The organism is Lentzea sp. NPDC037011 (assembly GCF_055607425.1).
The window spans coordinates 18,710-36,111 of the sequence record NZ_JBVJRT010000014.1 but is presented as its reverse complement, the minus strand read 5'-3'; the positions used below and the strand labels follow the sequence as shown (position 1 = coordinate 36,111).

The 17,402-nt window shown below is 70.7% G+C and carries 15 protein-coding genes; 9 read left to right on the top strand and 6 right to left on the bottom strand.

All coding sequences use genetic code 11. The annotated features are described in order from the left end of the window. The first annotated feature begins 156 nt into the window (after window positions 1-156). Entirely contained in the window at window positions 157-3,237 is a 3,081-nt protein-coding gene (locus tag ACZ7CH_RS34520; RefSeq protein ID WP_470375830.1) for a S8 family peptidase, read from the top strand. Between the two features lie 57 nt (window positions 3,238-3,294). Here ACZ7CH_RS34520 and hemQ read toward each other — a convergent pair whose 3' ends face one another. From hemQ to hemE, 3 genes are read right to left on the bottom strand one after another with little or no spacing between them, the layout of a single operon-like run. Then, window positions 3,295-3,987, bottom strand: coding sequence for a hydrogen peroxide-dependent heme synthase (gene hemQ, locus ACZ7CH_RS34515; protein ID WP_458433643.1), 693 nt, complete (start codon window positions 3,985-3,987; stop codon window positions 3,295-3,297). A 23-nt stretch (window positions 3,988-4,010) separates the two neighbouring features. Further along, window positions 4,011-5,438 (bottom strand): protoporphyrinogen oxidase, encoded by a 1,428-nt coding sequence (gene hemG, locus ACZ7CH_RS34510; RefSeq protein WP_470375829.1) that lies wholly within the window; start codon window positions 5,436-5,438, stop codon window positions 4,011-4,013. Further along, entirely contained in the window at window positions 5,438-6,481 is a 1,044-nt protein-coding gene (gene hemE / locus ACZ7CH_RS34505; protein ID WP_470375828.1) for a uroporphyrinogen decarboxylase, read from the bottom strand. Before hemE ends, hemG begins: the two co-directional genes overlap by 1 nt. A gap of 83 nt (window positions 6,482-6,564) precedes the next feature. Here hemE and ACZ7CH_RS34500 point away from each other — a divergent pair, with 83 nt between their 5' ends. Further along, window positions 6,565-7,110, top strand: a complete 546-nt coding sequence (locus ACZ7CH_RS34500) for a DUF3000 domain-containing protein (protein ID WP_229813237.1) — start codon at window positions 6,565-6,567, stop codon at window positions 7,108-7,110. Between the two features lie 156 nt (window positions 7,111-7,266). On the opposite strand, the gene ACZ7CH_RS34495 is transcribed toward ACZ7CH_RS34500, so the two are convergent. Next, on the bottom strand, window positions 7,267-8,373 hold the full coding sequence (locus tag ACZ7CH_RS34495; RefSeq protein WP_458434458.1) for a dipeptidase: 1,107 nt from the start codon (window positions 8,371-8,373) through the stop codon (window positions 7,267-7,269). A gap of 294 nt (window positions 8,374-8,667) precedes the next feature. On the opposite strand from ACZ7CH_RS34495, the gene ACZ7CH_RS34490 reads away from it, so the two are divergent. The 3 genes from ACZ7CH_RS34490 (at window position 8,668) to ACZ7CH_RS34480 (ending at window position 11,455) form a co-directional block, all read left to right on the top strand. Next, window positions 8,668-9,384, top strand: a complete 717-nt coding sequence (locus ACZ7CH_RS34490) for a response regulator (protein ID WP_015099292.1) — start codon at window positions 8,668-8,670, stop codon at window positions 9,382-9,384. Between the two features lie 70 nt (window positions 9,385-9,454). Then, entirely contained in the window at window positions 9,455-10,711 is a 1,257-nt protein-coding gene (locus ACZ7CH_RS34485; protein WP_360399153.1) for a ribonuclease D, read from the top strand. 216 nt (window positions 10,712-10,927) lie between these two features. Beyond that, a complete protein-coding gene (locus ACZ7CH_RS34480; protein WP_470375827.1) occupies window positions 10,928-11,455 on the top strand; it encodes a GNAT family N-acetyltransferase in 528 nt (175 codons plus the stop codon). Between the two features lie 127 nt (window positions 11,456-11,582). Here ACZ7CH_RS34480 and ACZ7CH_RS34475 read toward each other — a convergent pair whose 3' ends face one another. Further along, entirely contained in the window at window positions 11,583-12,221 is a 639-nt protein-coding gene (locus ACZ7CH_RS34475; RefSeq protein WP_458433646.1) for a MerR family transcriptional regulator, read from the bottom strand. 104 nt (window positions 12,222-12,325) lie between these two features. Here ACZ7CH_RS34475 and ACZ7CH_RS34470 point away from each other — a divergent pair, with 104 nt between their 5' ends. From ACZ7CH_RS34470 to ACZ7CH_RS34455, 4 genes are read left to right on the top strand one after another with little or no spacing between them, the layout of a single operon-like run. Further along, window positions 12,326-13,162, top strand: a complete 837-nt coding sequence (locus ACZ7CH_RS34470; protein WP_470375826.1) for a hypothetical protein — start codon at window positions 12,326-12,328, stop codon at window positions 13,160-13,162. Next, on the top strand, window positions 13,159-13,608 hold the full coding sequence (locus ACZ7CH_RS34465) for an ABA4-like family protein (protein ID WP_470375825.1): 450 nt from the start codon (window positions 13,159-13,161) through the stop codon (window positions 13,606-13,608). The genes ACZ7CH_RS34470 and ACZ7CH_RS34465 overlap by 4 nt, the downstream gene beginning before the upstream one ends. 34 nt (window positions 13,609-13,642) lie before the next feature. Continuing rightward, window positions 13,643-14,914 carry a thiolase family protein gene (locus ACZ7CH_RS34460; RefSeq protein ID WP_458433648.1) on the top strand — a complete coding sequence of 424 codons (1,272 nt, stop codon included), beginning with the start codon at window positions 13,643-13,645 and terminating at the stop codon, window positions 14,912-14,914. Next, window positions 14,911-17,019, top strand: a complete 2,109-nt coding sequence (locus ACZ7CH_RS34455; protein WP_360399171.1) for a 3-hydroxyacyl-CoA dehydrogenase NAD-binding domain-containing protein — start codon at window positions 14,911-14,913, stop codon at window positions 17,017-17,019. Before ACZ7CH_RS34460 ends, ACZ7CH_RS34455 begins: the two co-directional genes overlap by 4 nt. 45 nt (window positions 17,020-17,064) lie before the next feature. On the opposite strand, the gene ACZ7CH_RS34450 is transcribed toward ACZ7CH_RS34455, so the two are convergent. Then, complete coding sequence (locus ACZ7CH_RS34450; RefSeq protein ID WP_360399174.1) at window positions 17,065-17,382, bottom strand: hypothetical protein; 318 nt, start codon at window positions 17,380-17,382, stop codon at window positions 17,065-17,067. Between the last annotated feature and the right edge of the window lie 20 nt (window positions 17,383-17,402).

Here is a 17,402-nt window from a genome sequence, read left to right as displayed (position 1 = left end):
GGAGAATACCCCGTTCAGCCCTGTGTGATCCGGGCCACCCTCGATACGTTCGAAAGCGTCGGGGGACCTTTTCGCCTTGCCTTCGCTTTTCCGCGGAAGGCCTTCCGGCCTGCGCGGACCACAGCGCGCAGCAATTCGAACCACGAGGGGATTCGAATGCGCGGCAAAACGAAAGTGCTGGGCGCCGCCTTCGCGGCGCTCACCCTGACCGCCCTGCCGGCCACCGCTGCCACCGCGGCACCGACCTGGAACCAGCCCGCCCAGGCCGTTGACGAGGTCACTCTCGTCACCGGTGACAGGGTGCTGCTCGGCGCGGGGCAGCGGGTGCTCGGCATCCAACCCGGCGAGGGCAGGCAGGACATGACGTTCCGGACGCACCGCGGTGCCGACGGGCACACCCTGGTCGTCCCCGGCGACGCGATCGGGCCGCTGGCGGCGGACCGGCTCGACCGCAGGCTCTTCGACGTCACCACGTTGCTGGAGTTCGGCTACCGGGACCGGATGCCGTTGGTCGTGGACGGCCGGGCCAGGCTCGGCGCGCGCACGACCGGCGACTGGGGCGCGCTGCGGTCCGGTGCGGCCAAGGTCTGGCTCGACGGCATCCGCAAGCCGGTCCTGGACCGCAGCGTGCGGCAGATCGGCGCACCCGCGGCCCACCAGCGCGGCATCACCGGCAAGGGCGTGAAGGTCGCCATCGTCGACACCGGTGTCGACGAGAACCACCCCGACCTCCGCGGCCAGCAGGTCGCCGAGCGGAACTTCACCACCGACCCGGACAACACCGACAACGTCGGCCACGGCACGCACGTCGGGGCGACCGTCGCGAGCCACGACGTGAAGTACGGCGGCGTCGCACCCGGCGCGCAGCTGCTCGACGCCAAGGTGTGCGTCGAGTCCGGCTGCCAGGAGTCGTGGATCCTCGACGGCATGCGCTGGGCGGCCGAGCAGGGCGCCCAGGTGGTCAACATGAGCCTCGGTGGCAGCGACACACCGGAGGTCGACCCGCTGGAGCAGGCGGTCAACGACCTGACCGCGCGGTACGGCACGTTGTTCGTCATCGCCGCGGGCAACTCCGGCGGCACGGGCACGGTCGGCTCCCCCAGCACGGCCGAGGCCGCGCTCTCGGTGGGGGCCGTCGACCGCGACGACAAGCTCGCGCCGTTCTCCAGCAGGGGCCCGCGCACCGGGGACAGCGGTCTCAAGCCCGAGGTGACCGCGCCGGGCGTCGACATCGTCGCGGCGGCCGCGGGCACCAACGGCGAGCACGTCGCTGCCAGCGGCACGTCGATGGCGACCCCGCACGTGGCGGGCGCGGCGGCGTTGCTGCGCCAGCAGCATCCGGAGTGGACGCCCGCCCAGGTGAAGTCGGCGCTCGCGACCACGGCCAGGCCGGCCGCCGGCGTCAGCGCGTTCGACCAGGGCGCCGGCCGCATCGACGTGGCGAAGGCCGTCGAGCAGGTGCTGACCGCCGACGTCGTCGCGCTGAACCTCGGCCGGCACGAGTGGCCGCACGCCGACGACGAACCGGAGACCAAGCCGGTCACCTACACCAACCCGACGGACGCGCCGGTCACGCTGGACCTCAGGATCGACACGACCGCTCCGGCGGGCATGTTCACGCTGGGCGCCGCCAGGGTCACCGTTCCCGCGAAGGGCACGGCGGCGGTGCAGGTCACCGGCGACACCCGCGTCGGCGGCAAGGACGGCACGTACACCGGCGTGGTCGTGGCGACCTCCGGCTCGCACACCGTCCGCACTCTCGTCGGCATCGACCGCGAGGTCGAGTCGTACACCCTCACGGTCGACCTGACCGACCGCGAGGGGCAGGACCCGGCGAGCTCGATCACGTTCGTCGACGGCCTCGACTCCACCGGCTTCAAGGTGCTCGTCGGCGCCGGTGACCAGAAGATCCGGCTGCCCAGGGGCACCTACGTGCTCGACTCGTCGATCAGCACCCCGGAGCACCTGGACGTGCTCCTCCACCCGACGGTGGCGGTGACGGGCGACCTGACTGTGCGGCAGGACGCCCGGCTCGCGCAGCGGATCGACGTGCGGGCACCGGAACCGCCCGGCTCGTTCGTCGTCGGTGAGCTGAGCTGGCAGCGCACGTACGGCGACCGCACGGTCGGGGCAGGCATCCTCTCGTTCGGCGGCTTCGAGGGGGTGGCGGCCGCGCAGATCGGCGGTCCGCTCCCGCCGCGCGAGCTTTCGTCGCTCACGGCCCTGCACGCCAACTCGGCGGCCGACCCGGCGACCTACTACCGGCTCGCCTACCCGGTCGGCGGCAGCCTGCCCACCGGCCTCACCCGCACACCGCGCAAGGAGGACCTCGCGCGCGTCGAGACCGCCATCGGTGGCCTGAAGCCGGGCAGCACGGCGACCAAGGGCGAGTTCCCGTTGACGGTGCACGGCCTCAGCGGCTCCTCGGCGCTCTACCCGGTGCCCTCCGGCGCCAAGGCGGTCGACTACCTGACCACCGAAGACCTGCGCTGGCAGTCCGTCGTGAGCACCCAGCACGCCAACGGCGCGCAGGAACGCGTCATCTCCGGCCCGCGCACCTACGCACCCGGCCGCACCCACCAGGAGCACGAGGTCGTGCCGGTGTTCTCGCCGGCGCTGCCGGAGTCGCCGTACCCGTTCGCCGAACGCCTGCGGGACGAGCTCTACTTCGGCGTGCCGATGCTGGGCGACGGCAACCACGGCAGTGGCACGTCCACTGTGGACACCGCCCGCACGGCCCTGTACCGGGAGGGCACCCTGGTCGGTGAGCTGCCGCAGAGCGGTGGCCTGTTCGAGGGCCTGCCCGCGGGTGAGGCGGACTACCGCGCCGAGATGAGCCTCGACCGCGGCTCGCGGTTCGAGCTCAGCACGCGGGTGTCGGGCAGGTGGACGTTCAGGTCCAAGGCGACCGGCGAGCAGCGTTCGGTGCTGCCGCTGTCGGTCGTGCGGTTCGCTCCGAAGCTCGACGCCAACGGCGCCGTGCCCGCCGGGACGTTGCAGCGCCTCGGTCTGCTCACGCAGTCGCAGGGCGACACGGGCGCGGTGCGCGTCACCGGTGTCGAGTACTCGTTCGACGACGGCGCGTCGTGGCGTCGTGCGGGGGTGGTCGGCACCAGTGCGCTCGTTCACCACCCGGCGGACGCGAAGTGGGCCTCGCTGAGGGCCACTGCGGTCGACGCGAAGGGCGGCACCGTCGAGCTGACGGTCATCCGCGCCTACCGGGTGGCCGCGCAGTAGCCGGGTGACGCGAAAGGCCGCCCGGAGGTGCTCCGGGCGGCCTTGTCGTCGTCAGGGCTACGGGAGGTTGAGCACCAGCTCGGCCGCCGGGACGCGGGTGCCCGTGTAGAACGGGATCTCCTCGCGCACGTGCAGCCGCGCCTCGGTGCCGCGCAGGTGGCGCATCAGGTCGACGATGCGGTGCAGCTCGTCGGCCTCGAACGCGAGCAGCCACTCGTAGTCGCCCAGCGCGAACGACGCGACGGTGTTCGCGCGCACGTCCGGGAAGTCGCGGGCCTCCTTGCCGTGGTCCGCCAGCATCTTGCGGCGGTCCTCCTCCGGCAGCAGGTACCACTCGTAGGACCGCACGAACGGGTACACGCAGATGTACTTGCGCGCCTCCTCACCCGCGAGGAACGCGGGGATGTGGCTGCGGTTGAACTCCGCGGGGCGGTGCAGGGCGACCTGCGACCACACCGGCGTGGAGACCTTGCCGAGCGGCGTGCGGCGGAAGCCCGTGTAGGCCTGCTGCACCTGCTCGATCTCCTCGGCGTGCCACCAGATCATGAAGTCCGCGTCGGCGCGCAGACCGGCCACGTCGTAGACGCCGCGAACGATGACGCCCTTGCCCTCCAACGCGTCCAGGTAGTTCTGGGTCTCGCTCGCGGCGGCACTGCGGTCCTCGGGCAGCTTGCCGGGTTCGACCCGGAACACCGACCACATCGTGTAGCGGATGGTGTCGTTGAGCTCGTTGTAGTTCAGGCGTGCCATACGTCCATCTTGGCACGCGCCGCTCAACGCCGGACGCGGCCCAGCAGGTGGGCTGCGACACGGGCGGCGGCCGAGTCTGCGGTGGCGATGCACGCGGGCACGCCCACGCCGTGCAGGGTGGCGCCCGCCACGGCCAGGCCTGGCACGTCGCCGATGCCCTTCTCGATCGCCTCCACCAGGTCGACGTGACCGACGCCGTACTGCGGCAGCCCACCGCCCCAGCGCTGCACCACCGAGTCGACCGGGGTGGCGTTGACGCCGGTGAGCTCGTACAGGTCGTTGCGCACGGCCTTCACCAGGTCGGCGTCGCTGCGCTGCAGCAGCGCCGTCTCGCCGTGGCGGCCGACCGAGCCGCGCAGGAGCACCGGCTCACCGAGGTGGCCCCACTTGCGGCTGGAGAACGTGAACGCCTTGGCGGTGAACGGGGTGATGCGGTCGGAGTACCGCTCCCCCTCCGCGATCAGCACACCGGAGCGGTCCGGCAGCTCGGTGCCCGGCGGCAGTGCGAGCGCCACCACGGCCATGGAGGCGACCTCGACCTTGCCGTACGCGGCGGACACCTGCGGCGCGATCTCGGCGAGCAGCTTGCGCGACGCCGGCGCGGGCACGGCGAGCACGACGCCGTCGCACTCCAGGTACTGCGGGGTCGCGGCCGAGCCGATCTCCAGCCGCCAGCCGTCGCCCAGCCACGACAGCACGCGCACCGGCAGGCCCAGGCGCACCTCGGGCCTGCCGACCTCGGCGAGCCGGTCGACGAGGGAGGAGACACCGCCGTCGAGGCTCGCGAACACCGGCGGCCGCGCGGCACGGGGCTGCGGCGGCGCGGGCATGATCATCGCGGCGGCGGCGAGCAGTGAGCCGACGCCCTTGTCGAGCAGGGTGGCGATCTGCGGCATCGTGGCGCGCAGGCCGAGCTCGTCTGCACGGCCCGCGTAGACGCCGCCGAGCAGCGGTCCGACGAGCCGGTCGGCGATCTCGGGGCCGAACCGGTCCTTCATCAGCGCGCCGACCGCGACGTCCCCGCCGCGCAGGTCGACCGGCGGCAGCGTCGGTTCCATCTCGACCCGCAGCGCGCCCTCGGACGACAGCAGGTGCCGCACGGTCTCGACGCTCGCCGGGACGCCCATGAACGTGTGCGCGGGCAGCCGGTGCGTGCGCCCGGCCGCGTGCACGGTGGCCTTGGCGCCGGTGGGGTGCACCACCCGGCCGGTGAGGCCGACCTCGTCGATCAGCTCCTGCGCCTCGGGCTTGCGGTGCAGGAACGCCTCCGCGCCCACGTCGAACCGCACCCCGGCGAGCTCGACGGTGCGCAGCTTGCCGCCGAGCCGGTCGGACTGCTCGATGACGGTGATCCGCGCGTCGGGCCCGAGCAGCATCCGCAGCCGGTGCGCGGCGGCGAGACCGGAGATGCCACCTCCGACGACGGCGACCCTGGGTGCTCTTGCGTTCATTACAAGCTGTGGATCAGTTCGACGGTGCGGGTGATGATCTCCGGATCGGTGTCGGGCAGGACGCCGTGGCCGAGGTTGAAGATGTGGCCTGCGGCGGCCTTGCCCTCGGCGTGGATGCGGCGCACCTCGCGTTCGACGGCCGCGAAGCCCGCGAAGAACAGCGCCGGGTCCAGGTTGCCCTGCACCACCGGCTTGGGCAGCTCGGGGTGGGCCCGCTCGAGCCGCTCGACCGCGACGTCGAGGGGCAGGCGCCAGTCGACGCCGACGACGTCCGCGCCGGCCTCGCGCATCGCGGGCAGCAGCTCGCCGGTGCCCACGCCGAAGTGGATCCGCGGCACGGTGCTGATCGTCTCCAGCACCCGCTTCGAGTGCGGCAGCACGAACTCGCGGTAGTCGCGCTCGGACAGCGCGCCCGCCCACGAGTCGAACAGCTGGACGGCCTGCACGCCCGCGTCGAGCTGCGCGTGCAGGAACGCCGCGGTGATGTCGGCGATCTTCGCGAGCAGCGCGTGCCACAGCTCGGGGTTGCCGTGCATGAGCGCCTTGGTGCGCTCGTGGTTCTTGCTCGGCCCGCCCTCGACGAGGTAGGAGGCGAGCGTGAACGGCGCGCCGGCGAACCCGATCAGGGCGACCTCGGCGGGCAGTTCCTTCAGCAGCAGCCCGATCGCGTCGGCGACCGGCTGGACCTGCTCGGCGTGCAGCTGCGGGAGCGCGGTCACGTCGTCGAGCGTCCGCACCGGGTTCGCGACGACGGGCCCGGTGCCGGCGACGATGTCGAGGTCGACACCGGCGGCCTTGAGCGGCACCACGATGTCGGAGAACAGGATCGCGCCGTCCACGCCGTGCCGCCGGATCGGCTGCATGGTGATCTCGCAGACCATCTCCGGGTCCATGCAGGCGTCGAGCATCGCGGTGCCCTGGCGGAGCGCTCGGTACTCGGGCAGCGACCGTCCCGCCTGCCGCATGAACCAGACAGGGGTGTGCGACGGGGTGCCGCCCCGCGCGGCCACGAGAAGGGGTTGCGCAAAATCAGACACAGTCAAGCCATCTCTCTCTTTCTTCCATGGTCCCACGTCTCGGCGTGCCGCCGTCACTCGGTCGGTTTGCGAGGCATACAGTCAGTTGCGTGACCGAGCCGGAAATCTTCCGCCGGGCGGTGGGGACGCTCAAGTCGGTTCGCCACAGGCCCGAGATCGAACTCACCGAGGTTCGACCGCCGCAGCGGCTCGCGCCCTGGGCGTACGCGTTGACAGCGGAGGTCACCGGCCCGTCCGACGAGCTGTCGACGGGCAGGCTCGTGCTGCTGCACGACCCGGACGGCGACGAGGCGTGGGGTGGCGTGCTCCGCGTCGTCGCCTACGTGCGCGTGGAGCTCGACCACGAACTGGCGTCGGACCCGCTGCTGCCCGAGGTCGGGTGGTCGTGGCTGACGGAGGCGCTGGAGCAGTCGGGTGCCCGGTTCACCGCGCTGGGCGGCACCGTGACGCAGACGTCCTCGGCCCGCTTCGGCGACATCGCCGGCCCGGCCCGCACGGACGACCTGGAGCTGCGCGCCTCGTGGACCGCCCTCGACGGCGAGCTCGCCGAGCACGGCACCGCGTTCTACGAGCTGATGGCCACGGCCGTGGGCCTGCCCCCGGTCGGCGTGACCATGTTCGGCCAGCGCTCCTGACCCACCCGGTACACCACCCGACGTTCCCACCGATATATCAGCGCGCCCGCAGCTCCCCTTGCAACTGGTCTTTTGCGGTCGTCGTCAAAAGACCAGTTGCAAAACAGCAGGTGAGCTAGCTGCATGCAGGCGCGGCGAGCTCGCCCGTTGCAACGATCAGTTGTCGGCGTCGTGCAACACACGCAGCACGTTCGCGCCGGCGAGCTTCGTGCAGTCGTCCTCGGACCAGCCCTTGTCGAGCAGCGCGCCGAGCAGGTTCGGGTACGTCGAGACGTCCTCGAGCCCCTGCGGGAGCGCCGTCACGCCGTCGTAGTCGCCGCCGAGGCCGAGGTGGTCGATGCCGACGACCTCGCGGGCGTGCTCCAGGTGCGTGACGACGTCGTCGAGCGTCGCGCCCGGCTTCGGGTGCTCCCGGACCCACTCCTCGCTGAACGTCTTGCGCTCGCCCATGTCGGCATGGCTCGCGCCGGCGGCCGTCATCGCGTCACGAAGGGCTGCGTCCCATTCAGCGACACGGGGCGACACGAAGTCCGGAACGAATGTGATCATGGCCACACCGCCGTTGTCCCTGAGCTTCACGAGGACGTCGTCCGGGATGTTGCGCGGGTGGTCCGCGACGTGGCGGCACGACGAGTGGCTGAAGATGACGGGCTTGACGCTCGTGTCGAGCGCCGCGTGCATCGTGCTGGGCGCGACGTGGCTGAGGTCGACGAGCATGCCGATGCGGTTCATCTCGCGCACGACCGCACGGCCGAACTCGGTCAGCCCGCCGTGTTCCGGCTGGTCAGTGGCGCTGTCAGCCCACGGCGTGTTGTCGTTGTGGGTGAGCGTCATGTACCGGACACCCAGGCGGCGCAGTGCGCGCAGGACGCCGAGTGAAGAGTTGATGGAATGTCCGCCCTCAGCCCCGAGGAGTGACGCGACACGCCCGGAGGAGAAAACTTTTTCGGCCTCGGCCGCAGTGGTCGCGATCCCGAGGTGGCCGGCATACCGCTCCGCCAGCTCGTAGACGAGCTCGACCTGCTCCAGCACGGCGGTCACAGCTCCGTCGCCGGCGAGCCTGCCGGGAATCCAAACGGACCAGAACTGCATGCCCAGACCGCCCTCGCGCATTTTCACGAGGTCCGTGTGCAGGTCCGGATGACGTTCGGTCAGATCGATCTTGGCGGCGGTCGTGAAGACGTCCTCGCCGGTTCCCTCGCCGAACTCGCGCAGTGCCCACGGGAGGTCGTTGTGGCCGTCGACGAGGGGCACACGCTGCAGCAATGCCCGCGCTCGTTCACGACCGGCAGAACTCGGCACAACCAACTCCTAGATGTCGTTCCGGAAGGGGTCCGCGTTACACCCCCTATCCAGTTGTCATCCAATCGTGTGACACATGAGGCCATCTGTCACAACTCAATAGGGATAGATACCCGATTGATCGTCCCGTAGACCCGCATGGGCGGCTACGCTGCCCCAGACGACACCACTTTCGGTCGATCAGTGGCGCGGCTGATTGGACGAAAGTCTCCGGTGCCGGTCGGGGGGCACGACCGACTCCAGGGAGGTAGTGACGTGGCTGCCGTCGGCTTAGGTCAGGCCGTTCGTACCACGCCAGCCGGCTCGTTGCCGGCGAACATGGTCCCGCACCCGCGGGAAGAGCTTTTTTCAGTGCTGGTGGTCGACGACCACCCACTGCTGAGGGAGGCGATATCAGCTCGGCTCACCCAAATGGGAGCCGGGACAGTGCATGAGGCCGCATCGGTGGCAGAGGCTCGGGCGCGGGCACTTGCAACCGGACCGTGCGACCTCGCGATCCTCGATCTGGGCCTGCCGGATGGCACCGGCATCGACCTGGTCACGGAGCTCCGTGCCCAGGGCTGGCCCCGCATCGTGGTCCTCGCATCCTCCGACGACCCCTACGCGGTCAGGTCGGCCTTCCAGGCGGGCGCCCAGGCGTACCTCCTGAAGTCCGCCTCTCCGATGGTGGTCACCGACGGGGTGCGCAGGGTTCTCGACGGCGGCGTTTACGCAGATCCGAGCGTGGCACCAGTACTCGCAGCGGGTACTCGGGTGCCGGGCACCGACAACACGCCGCGGGAACTCTCCGCACGTGAGGTCGAGGTGCTCCAGCTGGTCGCCGATGGCCAGAGCAACAAGGAGATCGGCGAGGCTCTGAGCCTGTCCGCGTTGACGGTGAAGTCTCACCTGTCGCGGATCGGCCGGAAGCTGGGCACCGGGGATCGCGCTCAGATGGTCGCGCTGGCCATGCGTGCCGGCGTGATCCGTTAGACACCGGTTTGAAGCACTGAACCGGCCGAGAACACCTGTGAGTGGTGCGATCGTCGTAGGGTCTTCCGCTGTGGATGTACCCGCCGACGAGCCAACCGCACCAGCCGGACCCGGTCCGGTACCGCTGACGGAACCTGCTGATGGGGTTCCGCCGGTGGTCGCCGATCCTTCTGCGCTCCGGCGAGCCGCTGACGCGCTCGCCGGGGCGGAGGGCCCGGTCGCGGTGGACACCGAGCGAGCCTCGGGCTACCGCTACTCACAGCGTGCCTATCTGGTGCAACTGCGCCGGGAAGGCGCCGGCACCTGGTTGGTCGACCCGATCGCCCTCGGCGGACGGCTCGACCCCCTGGTGGAGGCGTTGGAGGGCACCGAGTGGGTGTTGCACGCAGCGTCCCAGGACCTGCCGTGCCTCGCCGAACTCGGGCTCCGACCTGGCGTGCTGTTCGACACCGAGCTGGCGGGCAGGCTGGCTGGGTTCGAACGCGTGGCATTGGGCACGCTGGTCGAGCGGCTGCTCGGCTATCGGCTGGAGAAGGGGCACGGCGCGGCCGACTGGTCGCGCCGCCCCCTTCCTGCCGACTGGCTGACGTACGCCGCTCTGGACGTGGAGCTGCTCGTGCAGCTGCGCGACGTTCTCGAAGCCGAGCTGGAGCGCCAGGGCAAGCTCGCCTGGGCGCTCGAGGAGTTCGAGGCGGTACGGACGGCGCCGTTGCCGCGCCCCCGTACCGACCCCTGGCGGCGCACGTCGGGCATCCACCGCGTGCGCAACCAGCGCCAGCTCGCGCTGGTCCGCGCGTTGTGGGAAGCCCGCGACGCCGTGGCCCGCGAACGCGACATCGCTCCAGGCCGAGTCCTCCCGGACTCCGCCCTCATGGAAGCCGCCGCCCGCAACCCCGCATCGGAAGCCGAACTGCTCGCGCTCCCGGTGTTCCGCGGCCGTGCCCAGCGCCGGATGTCCGGCACCTGGATGAACGCCCTGCGACGCGCCTCGGCGCTGTCCAAGGCGGAGCTCCCCGAACCCGCCGGCCAGCACGACGGCCCTCCCCCGCCCAACCGCTGGGCGGACAAGGACCCGGATGCCGCGGCCCGGCTCGCCGCCGCCCGCGCGGCACTCGCGACCATCGCCGAGGCCAACACCCTGCCGGTGGAGAACCTGCTGCTGCCCGACCTGGTGCGCCGCACCTGCTGGCAACCCCCCGCCGACCTGTCCCCCGAGTCCGTGGCCGCCGTGCTGCGCGAGGGAGGGGCGCGGTCGTGGCAGGTCGAGCTGACCCTCGATGCCCTGGCGAAGGCCCTCACCGCGACAGCACCCCCGCCGGCGTCCTGACCATCCTGTCGCCGGGACGGGCCGGCCGCGCACGAAGTACTTGCCGCGGCCAGCCCGCCCCGGTCTTTGCTCGGCCCCGCCCGCAGTCAGTCAGGCACGCACCTCACCCGATATATCAGTCCCGAGCTGCCACTGACCTGCAACTTTGCAATGAGTCTTTGGACGACGACGGCAAAAGAACCGTTGCAAGGGGTGCGGTCGGGGATGATCGGCGGCGTGACGAAGGACGACAGTTCGCAGGTCGGCGCGGAGATTCGCACGGGTCGGCTGGACCTGGTGCCGTTGCGCGTCGAGCACGCCGCGGAGATGGCCGAGGTGCTGGCGGACCCGGCGCTGCACGCGTTCATCGGCGGAACCCCGTACGCACCGGACGAGCTCGCTGCGCGGTACCGGCGGCTGGTCGCGGGATCGCCCGATCCGGACGTGCGGTGGCTGAACTGGGTGATCCGGCTGCGCGAGACCGGCGAGCTCGCCGGCATCGTCCAGGCGACGGTCACCGCGGCCGACGCGACAGCCGAGATCGCCTGGGTGGTCGGCACGCCGTGGCAGGGCCGTGGCATCGCGAGCGAGGCAGCGCGCGGACTCGTCGAGTGGCTGCGCACGCAGCCGGTGCGGACCGTCGTCGCGCACGTCCACCCCGAGCACCACGCGTCGGCCAAGGTGGCTGCGTCGGCCGGGCTGACCGCCACTGGCGAGTTGCACGACGGCGAGGTCCGCTGGCAGCTACTTCTGCACTCACGCTGACACCCTTGCAATGAGTTTTTGACGACGTCCGCAAAAGACTCATTGCAAGGGTGCAGGTCAGCGGCATCCGAGCTGGACGCGTAGCTGCGCGGGCAACTGATATATCGGCTGCGCGAGCTACCGGAGCTCAACCGTCGAAGCCGTCGCCGATCACCTCGCGGGACACCTGCACGTGCGCGAGCCGGCGCACCGCCTTGATCACGGCGTCGCCGATGAGGGTGCCCACGACCATCGCCTCGATGACCGCGTCGGAGGAGCCGCGTCGCGCGATGTACTCGAGGTCGGCCCGTGCGATGAGCCGCATCCCCTCCAGGTAGGGGTCGAGCAGCTCCTCGAAGTGGTCGTGCCCGACCGACCGGGCCGCTGACAGGGCGGCGGCGAGCATGCGGGTCACGTTGCTCTCCGCAACGTCGGCGCACTCCGTCTCGCCGTGCCGTGCGAAGAACGACTGGACGTCCCGCACCGCGAGTGGGTCCAGCTCGACCGAACCCGGCTGGCTGATGGCCTCCTGCACGGCGCCGAGCTTGTTGTGCAGTGAGTCGTCACGGGTGTCGACCGCGGCGAGCACCTCCCGCACGGCCGCGATGGAGAGGCCGCCGACGTCGACCAGCGCCCGCACCAGCCGGAGCCTGCGGAGGTGCTCCTCGTCGTAGTGCGCCTGGTTCGGGCTGGTCAGCACGCCGGCCGGCAGCAGTCCCTCGCGCAGGTAGTACTTGATCGTCGGCACCGGGACGCCACTTCGCTTCGCAAGCTCGCCAACACGCATATGGATAGTGTAACTTCCGGATAGCAGACAGTACCGCTATCCATTCAGGGGGCAGAGAGATGACTTGCACGTGGCACCGTCCGTTAGTCCTGTTCGGCTGGTCGATGGTGATCCTGGTCCCGGTGGCGCTCCTCGGGCTCCTGCTCGACGACCGCACGGTCGTGAACTCGCCGATCTGGCTCAAGCCGCTCAAGTTCGCCGTGTCGCTGTCGGTCTACGCGTTCACGCTCGCCTGGCTGCTCACCTACCTGAAGCGGTTCCAGCGCGTCGGCTGGTGGGCGGGCACCGTGCTCGCGGTCGCCGGCGCCGCCGAGATGGTCGTGATCGTCGGTCAGGTCGTGCGCGGCAAGCGCAGCCACTTCAACTTCGAGACGCCGCTCGACGCGGCCCTGTTCTCGATCATGGGCTCGACGATCGTCGTGCTCTGGGTGACGCACGCGATCGTCGCGGTCCTGCTGTGGCGCACCGAGATCGAGAACAGGGCGCTCGCGTGGTCGATCCGGCTCGGGCTGGTCATCTCGTTCCTGGGCCTCGGCGTCGGCTTCCTGATGACGCAGCCGAAGCCCGGCCAGGCACTCGACGGCGACACGCTCGGCGCCCACACGGTCGGCGCGCCCGACGGCGGTGCGTACATGGCGCTCACCGGCTGGAGCACCGAGCACGGCGACCTGCGCGTCGGGCACTTCGTCGGCATGCACGCGCTGCAGGTGCTGCCGGCGGTCGTCGCCCTGCTCGGGCGCCGTGCCAACGCCCGGTTCGCCTGGGTCGCGAGCGGGTCGTTCCTGGGGGTCTTCCTGCTCGTGACGTGGCAGGCGCTGCGCGGTCAGTCACTGGTCCAGCCCGACGGCACGACGCTGCTCGCGCTCGCCGGGATCATCGTCGCGACCGCACTGGGTGTGGTGTGGGCGCGTGCACCGAAGAAGGAGCTCGTTCCCGCATGACCGCCACGCTGTTCGACCTGACGTTCCTGGTGGCCGCGCCGTTCTGGGCGCTCATGATCTTCGCGCCGAAGTGGTCGTGGACGCGGCGGATCGCCGAGTCGTACCTGATCGTGCTGCCCGCGGTCCTGATCTACGTGGTGCTGGTCGTCCCGGAGCTGCCCGAGGTCCTGCCGCTGGTCACGCGGCCGGAGATCGGACCGCTGGCGGCGTACCTGGCCACGGACGTCGGCACGGCGGTCGTGTGGGCGCACATGCTCGCGTGGGACCTGTTCGTCGGGCGCTGGATGTACCTCGAAAGCCGCCGTCTGGACATCAACCCGCTGATCATGGCACCCGTTCTGGTGATCACGATCCTGCTGGCCCCGGTCGGGTTGCCGCTCTTCCTCGTCGTCCGCAAGGTGTGTGACACAACGAACAGGGGCGCCACGGTGGTTACCGGCCAGTAACTAGGGCTAGAGTTGGCGTTACCGACCGGTAGGGATGTCGCGCACCCCCGCCGGAGTGGACAGAGTTGTCACCACAAGTGGAGGAGACGCCGTGGCCGCACCAGCAGCGCCGGCACGCGTTCGGAACGTGGTCTTCGTCGACGGCGTCCGCACGCCGTTCGGCAAGGCCGGCCCCAAGGGGATTTTCGCCGAGACCCGTGCCGACGACCTCGTCGTCAAGGTCATCCGTGAGCTGCTGCGCAGGCACCCCGAGCTGCCGCCGGAGCGCGTCGACGAGGTCGCCATCGCCGCGACCACGCAGACCGGTGACCAGGGCCTGACGATCGGCCGGACCGCGGCGCTGCTCGCGGGCCTGCCGAAGTCGGTGCCCGGCTACGCGATCGACCGCATGTGCGCGGGTGCGATGACCGCCGTCACCACGGCGGCGAGCGGCATCGCGTTCGGCGCCTACGACGTCGTCATCGCGGGCGGTGTCGAGCACATGGGCCGCCACCCGATGGGTGAGGGCGTCGACCCGAACCCGCGCTTCCTGTCGGACAAGATCGTCGACCCGAGCGCGCTGGTCATGGGCCAGACCGCGGAGAACCTGCACGACCGGTTCCCGGAGATCACCAAGGACCGCGCGGACGCCTACGCCGCCGCCTCGCAGGCCAAGTACGCGGCCGCGCTGGCCGCGGGCAAGATCGGCCCCGAGCTGGTGCCGGTCGCGACCCGGTCCGCCGAGCACGGCTGGGGCCTCGCGACGGCCGACGAGCCGCCGCGTCCGGGCACCACGGTCGAGGACCTCGGCAAGCTCAAGACGCCGTTCCGCCCGCACGGCCGGGTCACCGCGGGCAACGCGGCCGGCCTGAACGACGGCGCGACCGGCGCGATCCTGGCCGAGGAGGAGACCGCCCGCGAGCTCGGCCTGCCGATCGGCATGCGCCTGGTGGGCTACGCGTTCCAGGGCGTCGACCCGTCGGTCATGGGCGTCGGCCCGGTGCCCGCCACCGAGCGCGCGCTGTCCCGCGCGGGCCTGTCCATCGAGGACATCGGCCTGTTCGAGATCAACGAGGCGTTTGCCGTGCAGGTGCTGGCGTTCCTCGACCACTTCAAGATCGCCGACGACGACCCGCGCGTGAACCAGTGGGGCGGCGCCATCGCGACCGGCCACCCGCTGGCCTCGTCCGGCGTGCGCCTGATGACGCAGCTGTCGCGTCAGTTCGCCGAGCGGCCGGACGTCCGCTACGGCCTCACCACCATGTGCATCGGTATCGGCATGGGTGGAACGGTCATCTGGGAGAACCCGAACTGGAGTGGCAAGTGACCATCACCGCTGAGGAAGCAAAGGCGATCTTCCCCGACGAGGTCGTCACCCACGCCAAGACGCGTCTGATCACCGTGCCCGGCCTCGACAAGCCGGTCGCGTTCATCACGATCGACAACGGCTTGGACCACACCCGTCCGTCGACGTTCGGCCCGCAGTCGCTCGTCTCCCTGGGCGCGGCGTTCGACGAGGCCTACGCGGCCTCCCCCGCCGCCATCGCGGTGACCGGCAAGCCGTTCATCTTCGCCGTCGGCGCGGACCTGTCCGCCGTCGAGCAGGCGTCGGACCGCTCGCAGGGCGTGGCCATCGGCAAGCTGGGCCACGACGTCTTCAAGAAGTTCACCGACTCGGACATCCCGACCTTCGCCTTCGTCAACGGCGCGGTCATGGGCGGTGGCCTCGAGCTCGCGCTGTCGTGCCACTACCGCACGCTCGCGTCGAACGCGGCGGCGATCGCGCTGCCCGAGGTGTTCCTGGGCCTGTTCCCCGGCTGGGGCGGCACGCAGCTGCTGCCGAACCTGATCGGCGCCAACGACGCCGTGACGGTGATCTTCGAGAACGCGTTGAACCAGAACAAGATGCTCAGGCCGGCCGACGCGCTGAAGCTGGGCATCGCGGACGTGCTGTTCGACTCCGCGGACTACCTGGAGCAGTCGCTGCTGTGGCTGTCCGGTGTCGTGCGCGGTGAGATCACGGTGCCGCGCAAGGAGATCGACCGCGGCGAGGCGTGGGACGCCGCCGTCGCGCGGGCCAAGGCCATCGTCCACGGCAAGACCAAGGGCGCGGCCCCCGGTGCGGAGAAGGCGCTGGAGCTGCTGGAGCTGGCGCGCGAGAACGACCTGGAGAAGGGCTACGCCGCCGAGACCGAGGGCCTCGCGGACCTCGTCATGAGCGACGAGCTGCGCGCGGGCCTGTACTCGTTCAACCTGGTGCAGAAGCGGGCCAAGCGCCCGGCCGGCGCACCGGACAAGTCGCTGGCGCGCAAGGTCACCAAGGTCGGTGTCGTCGGCGCGGGCCTGATGGCCTCGCAGATGGCGCTGCTGTTCATCCGCCGCCTGCACGTGCCGGTCGTGCTGACCGACATCGACCAGGCGCGCGTGGACAAGGGCGTCGGCTACGTGCACGCCGAGATCGACAAGCTCGCGGGCAAGGGCCGGATCTCGCCGGACGAGGCGAACCGCCTCAAGGCGCTGGTGTCCGGCTCGCTCGACAAGGCCGCGTTCGCCGACGCCGACTTCGTCATCGAGGCCGTCTTCGAGGACCTCGCCGTGAAGCAGCAGGTGTTCGCCGAGGTCGAGGAGCACGTCTCCGCCGAGGCGATCCTGGCCACGAACACGTCGTCGCTGTCGATCACGGACATGGCGTCGAAGCTCAAGCACCCCGAGCGGGTCGTGGGCTTCCACTTCTTCAACCCGGTCGCGGTCATGCCGCTGCTGGAGATCGTGCGCGCCGAGCAGACCGACGACGCCACGCTGGCCACGGCGTTCGCGGTCGGCAAGCAGCTCAAGAAGTCCTCGGTGCTCGTGAAGGACGCGCCCGCGTTCGTCGTGAACCGCCTGCTGACCCGCTTCATGGGCGAGGTCATCAAGTCGGTCGACGAGGGCACGTCGTTCGAGGTCGCCGACAAGGCCACCGAACCGCTGGGCCTGCCGATGTCGCCGATGATCCTGCTGCAGCTGGTCGGTTCCGCCGTCGCGCTGCACGTGTCGGAGACGATGCACGGCGCGTTCCCCGACCGCTTCTCGGTGTCGGAGAACATGAAGAAGTTCGTCGCCGCGGGCAAGGGCGCCGTCTGGCAGTGGGACTCCTCCGGCAACCAGACCGTCGACCCCGAGGTCCTGGCGCTGTGGGAGTTCGGCTCCTCCCCGCTCACGGGCGAAGAGGTCAAGACGCGCGCGCTGGAGGCGCTGGCCGAGGAGATCCGGATCATGCTCGACGAGGGCGTGGTCGCGGAGGCGCAGGACATCGACCTGTGCATGATCCTCGGCGCCGGGTGGCCGTTCTGGCTGGGCGGCATCACGCCGTACCTGGACCGCACCGGCATCTCGGAGAAGGTGACCGGCAAGCGGTTCCTGGCTCCGGGCGTGGCCTCCGTCCCCGCCTAGTCGCTGCACGGTGAAGCCCGGCTCCCCTTCCGCGGGGGCCGGGCTTCACTCCGTTTCGGGCCGGTAATGCTCCACGCTGCCGTCCGGCCGGATGAAATAGGCGTCGATGTTCGTGGCCCGCAACGTCACCTCGGACCCCGCCACCAGGTCCCGGTACCGCAGCAGGTCCGGCAGGCCGAGCGCGACGACGTCGAACGGGTGCTTCTGCCGCAGCATCAACGCCCTGCGCAACGCCTCGCTGAACGCCCTGCGCGGCGAGCCGTCCTCCTCGGGAACCTCCACCAGCGCGCCGTCGAGCTGCCGTTCGAGCGCGGCCCGCACGTGGGCCGCCGTCCCCGATGTCACGATCTCCGCGAGAGTCATGTGACCCGTATCGGGATGAT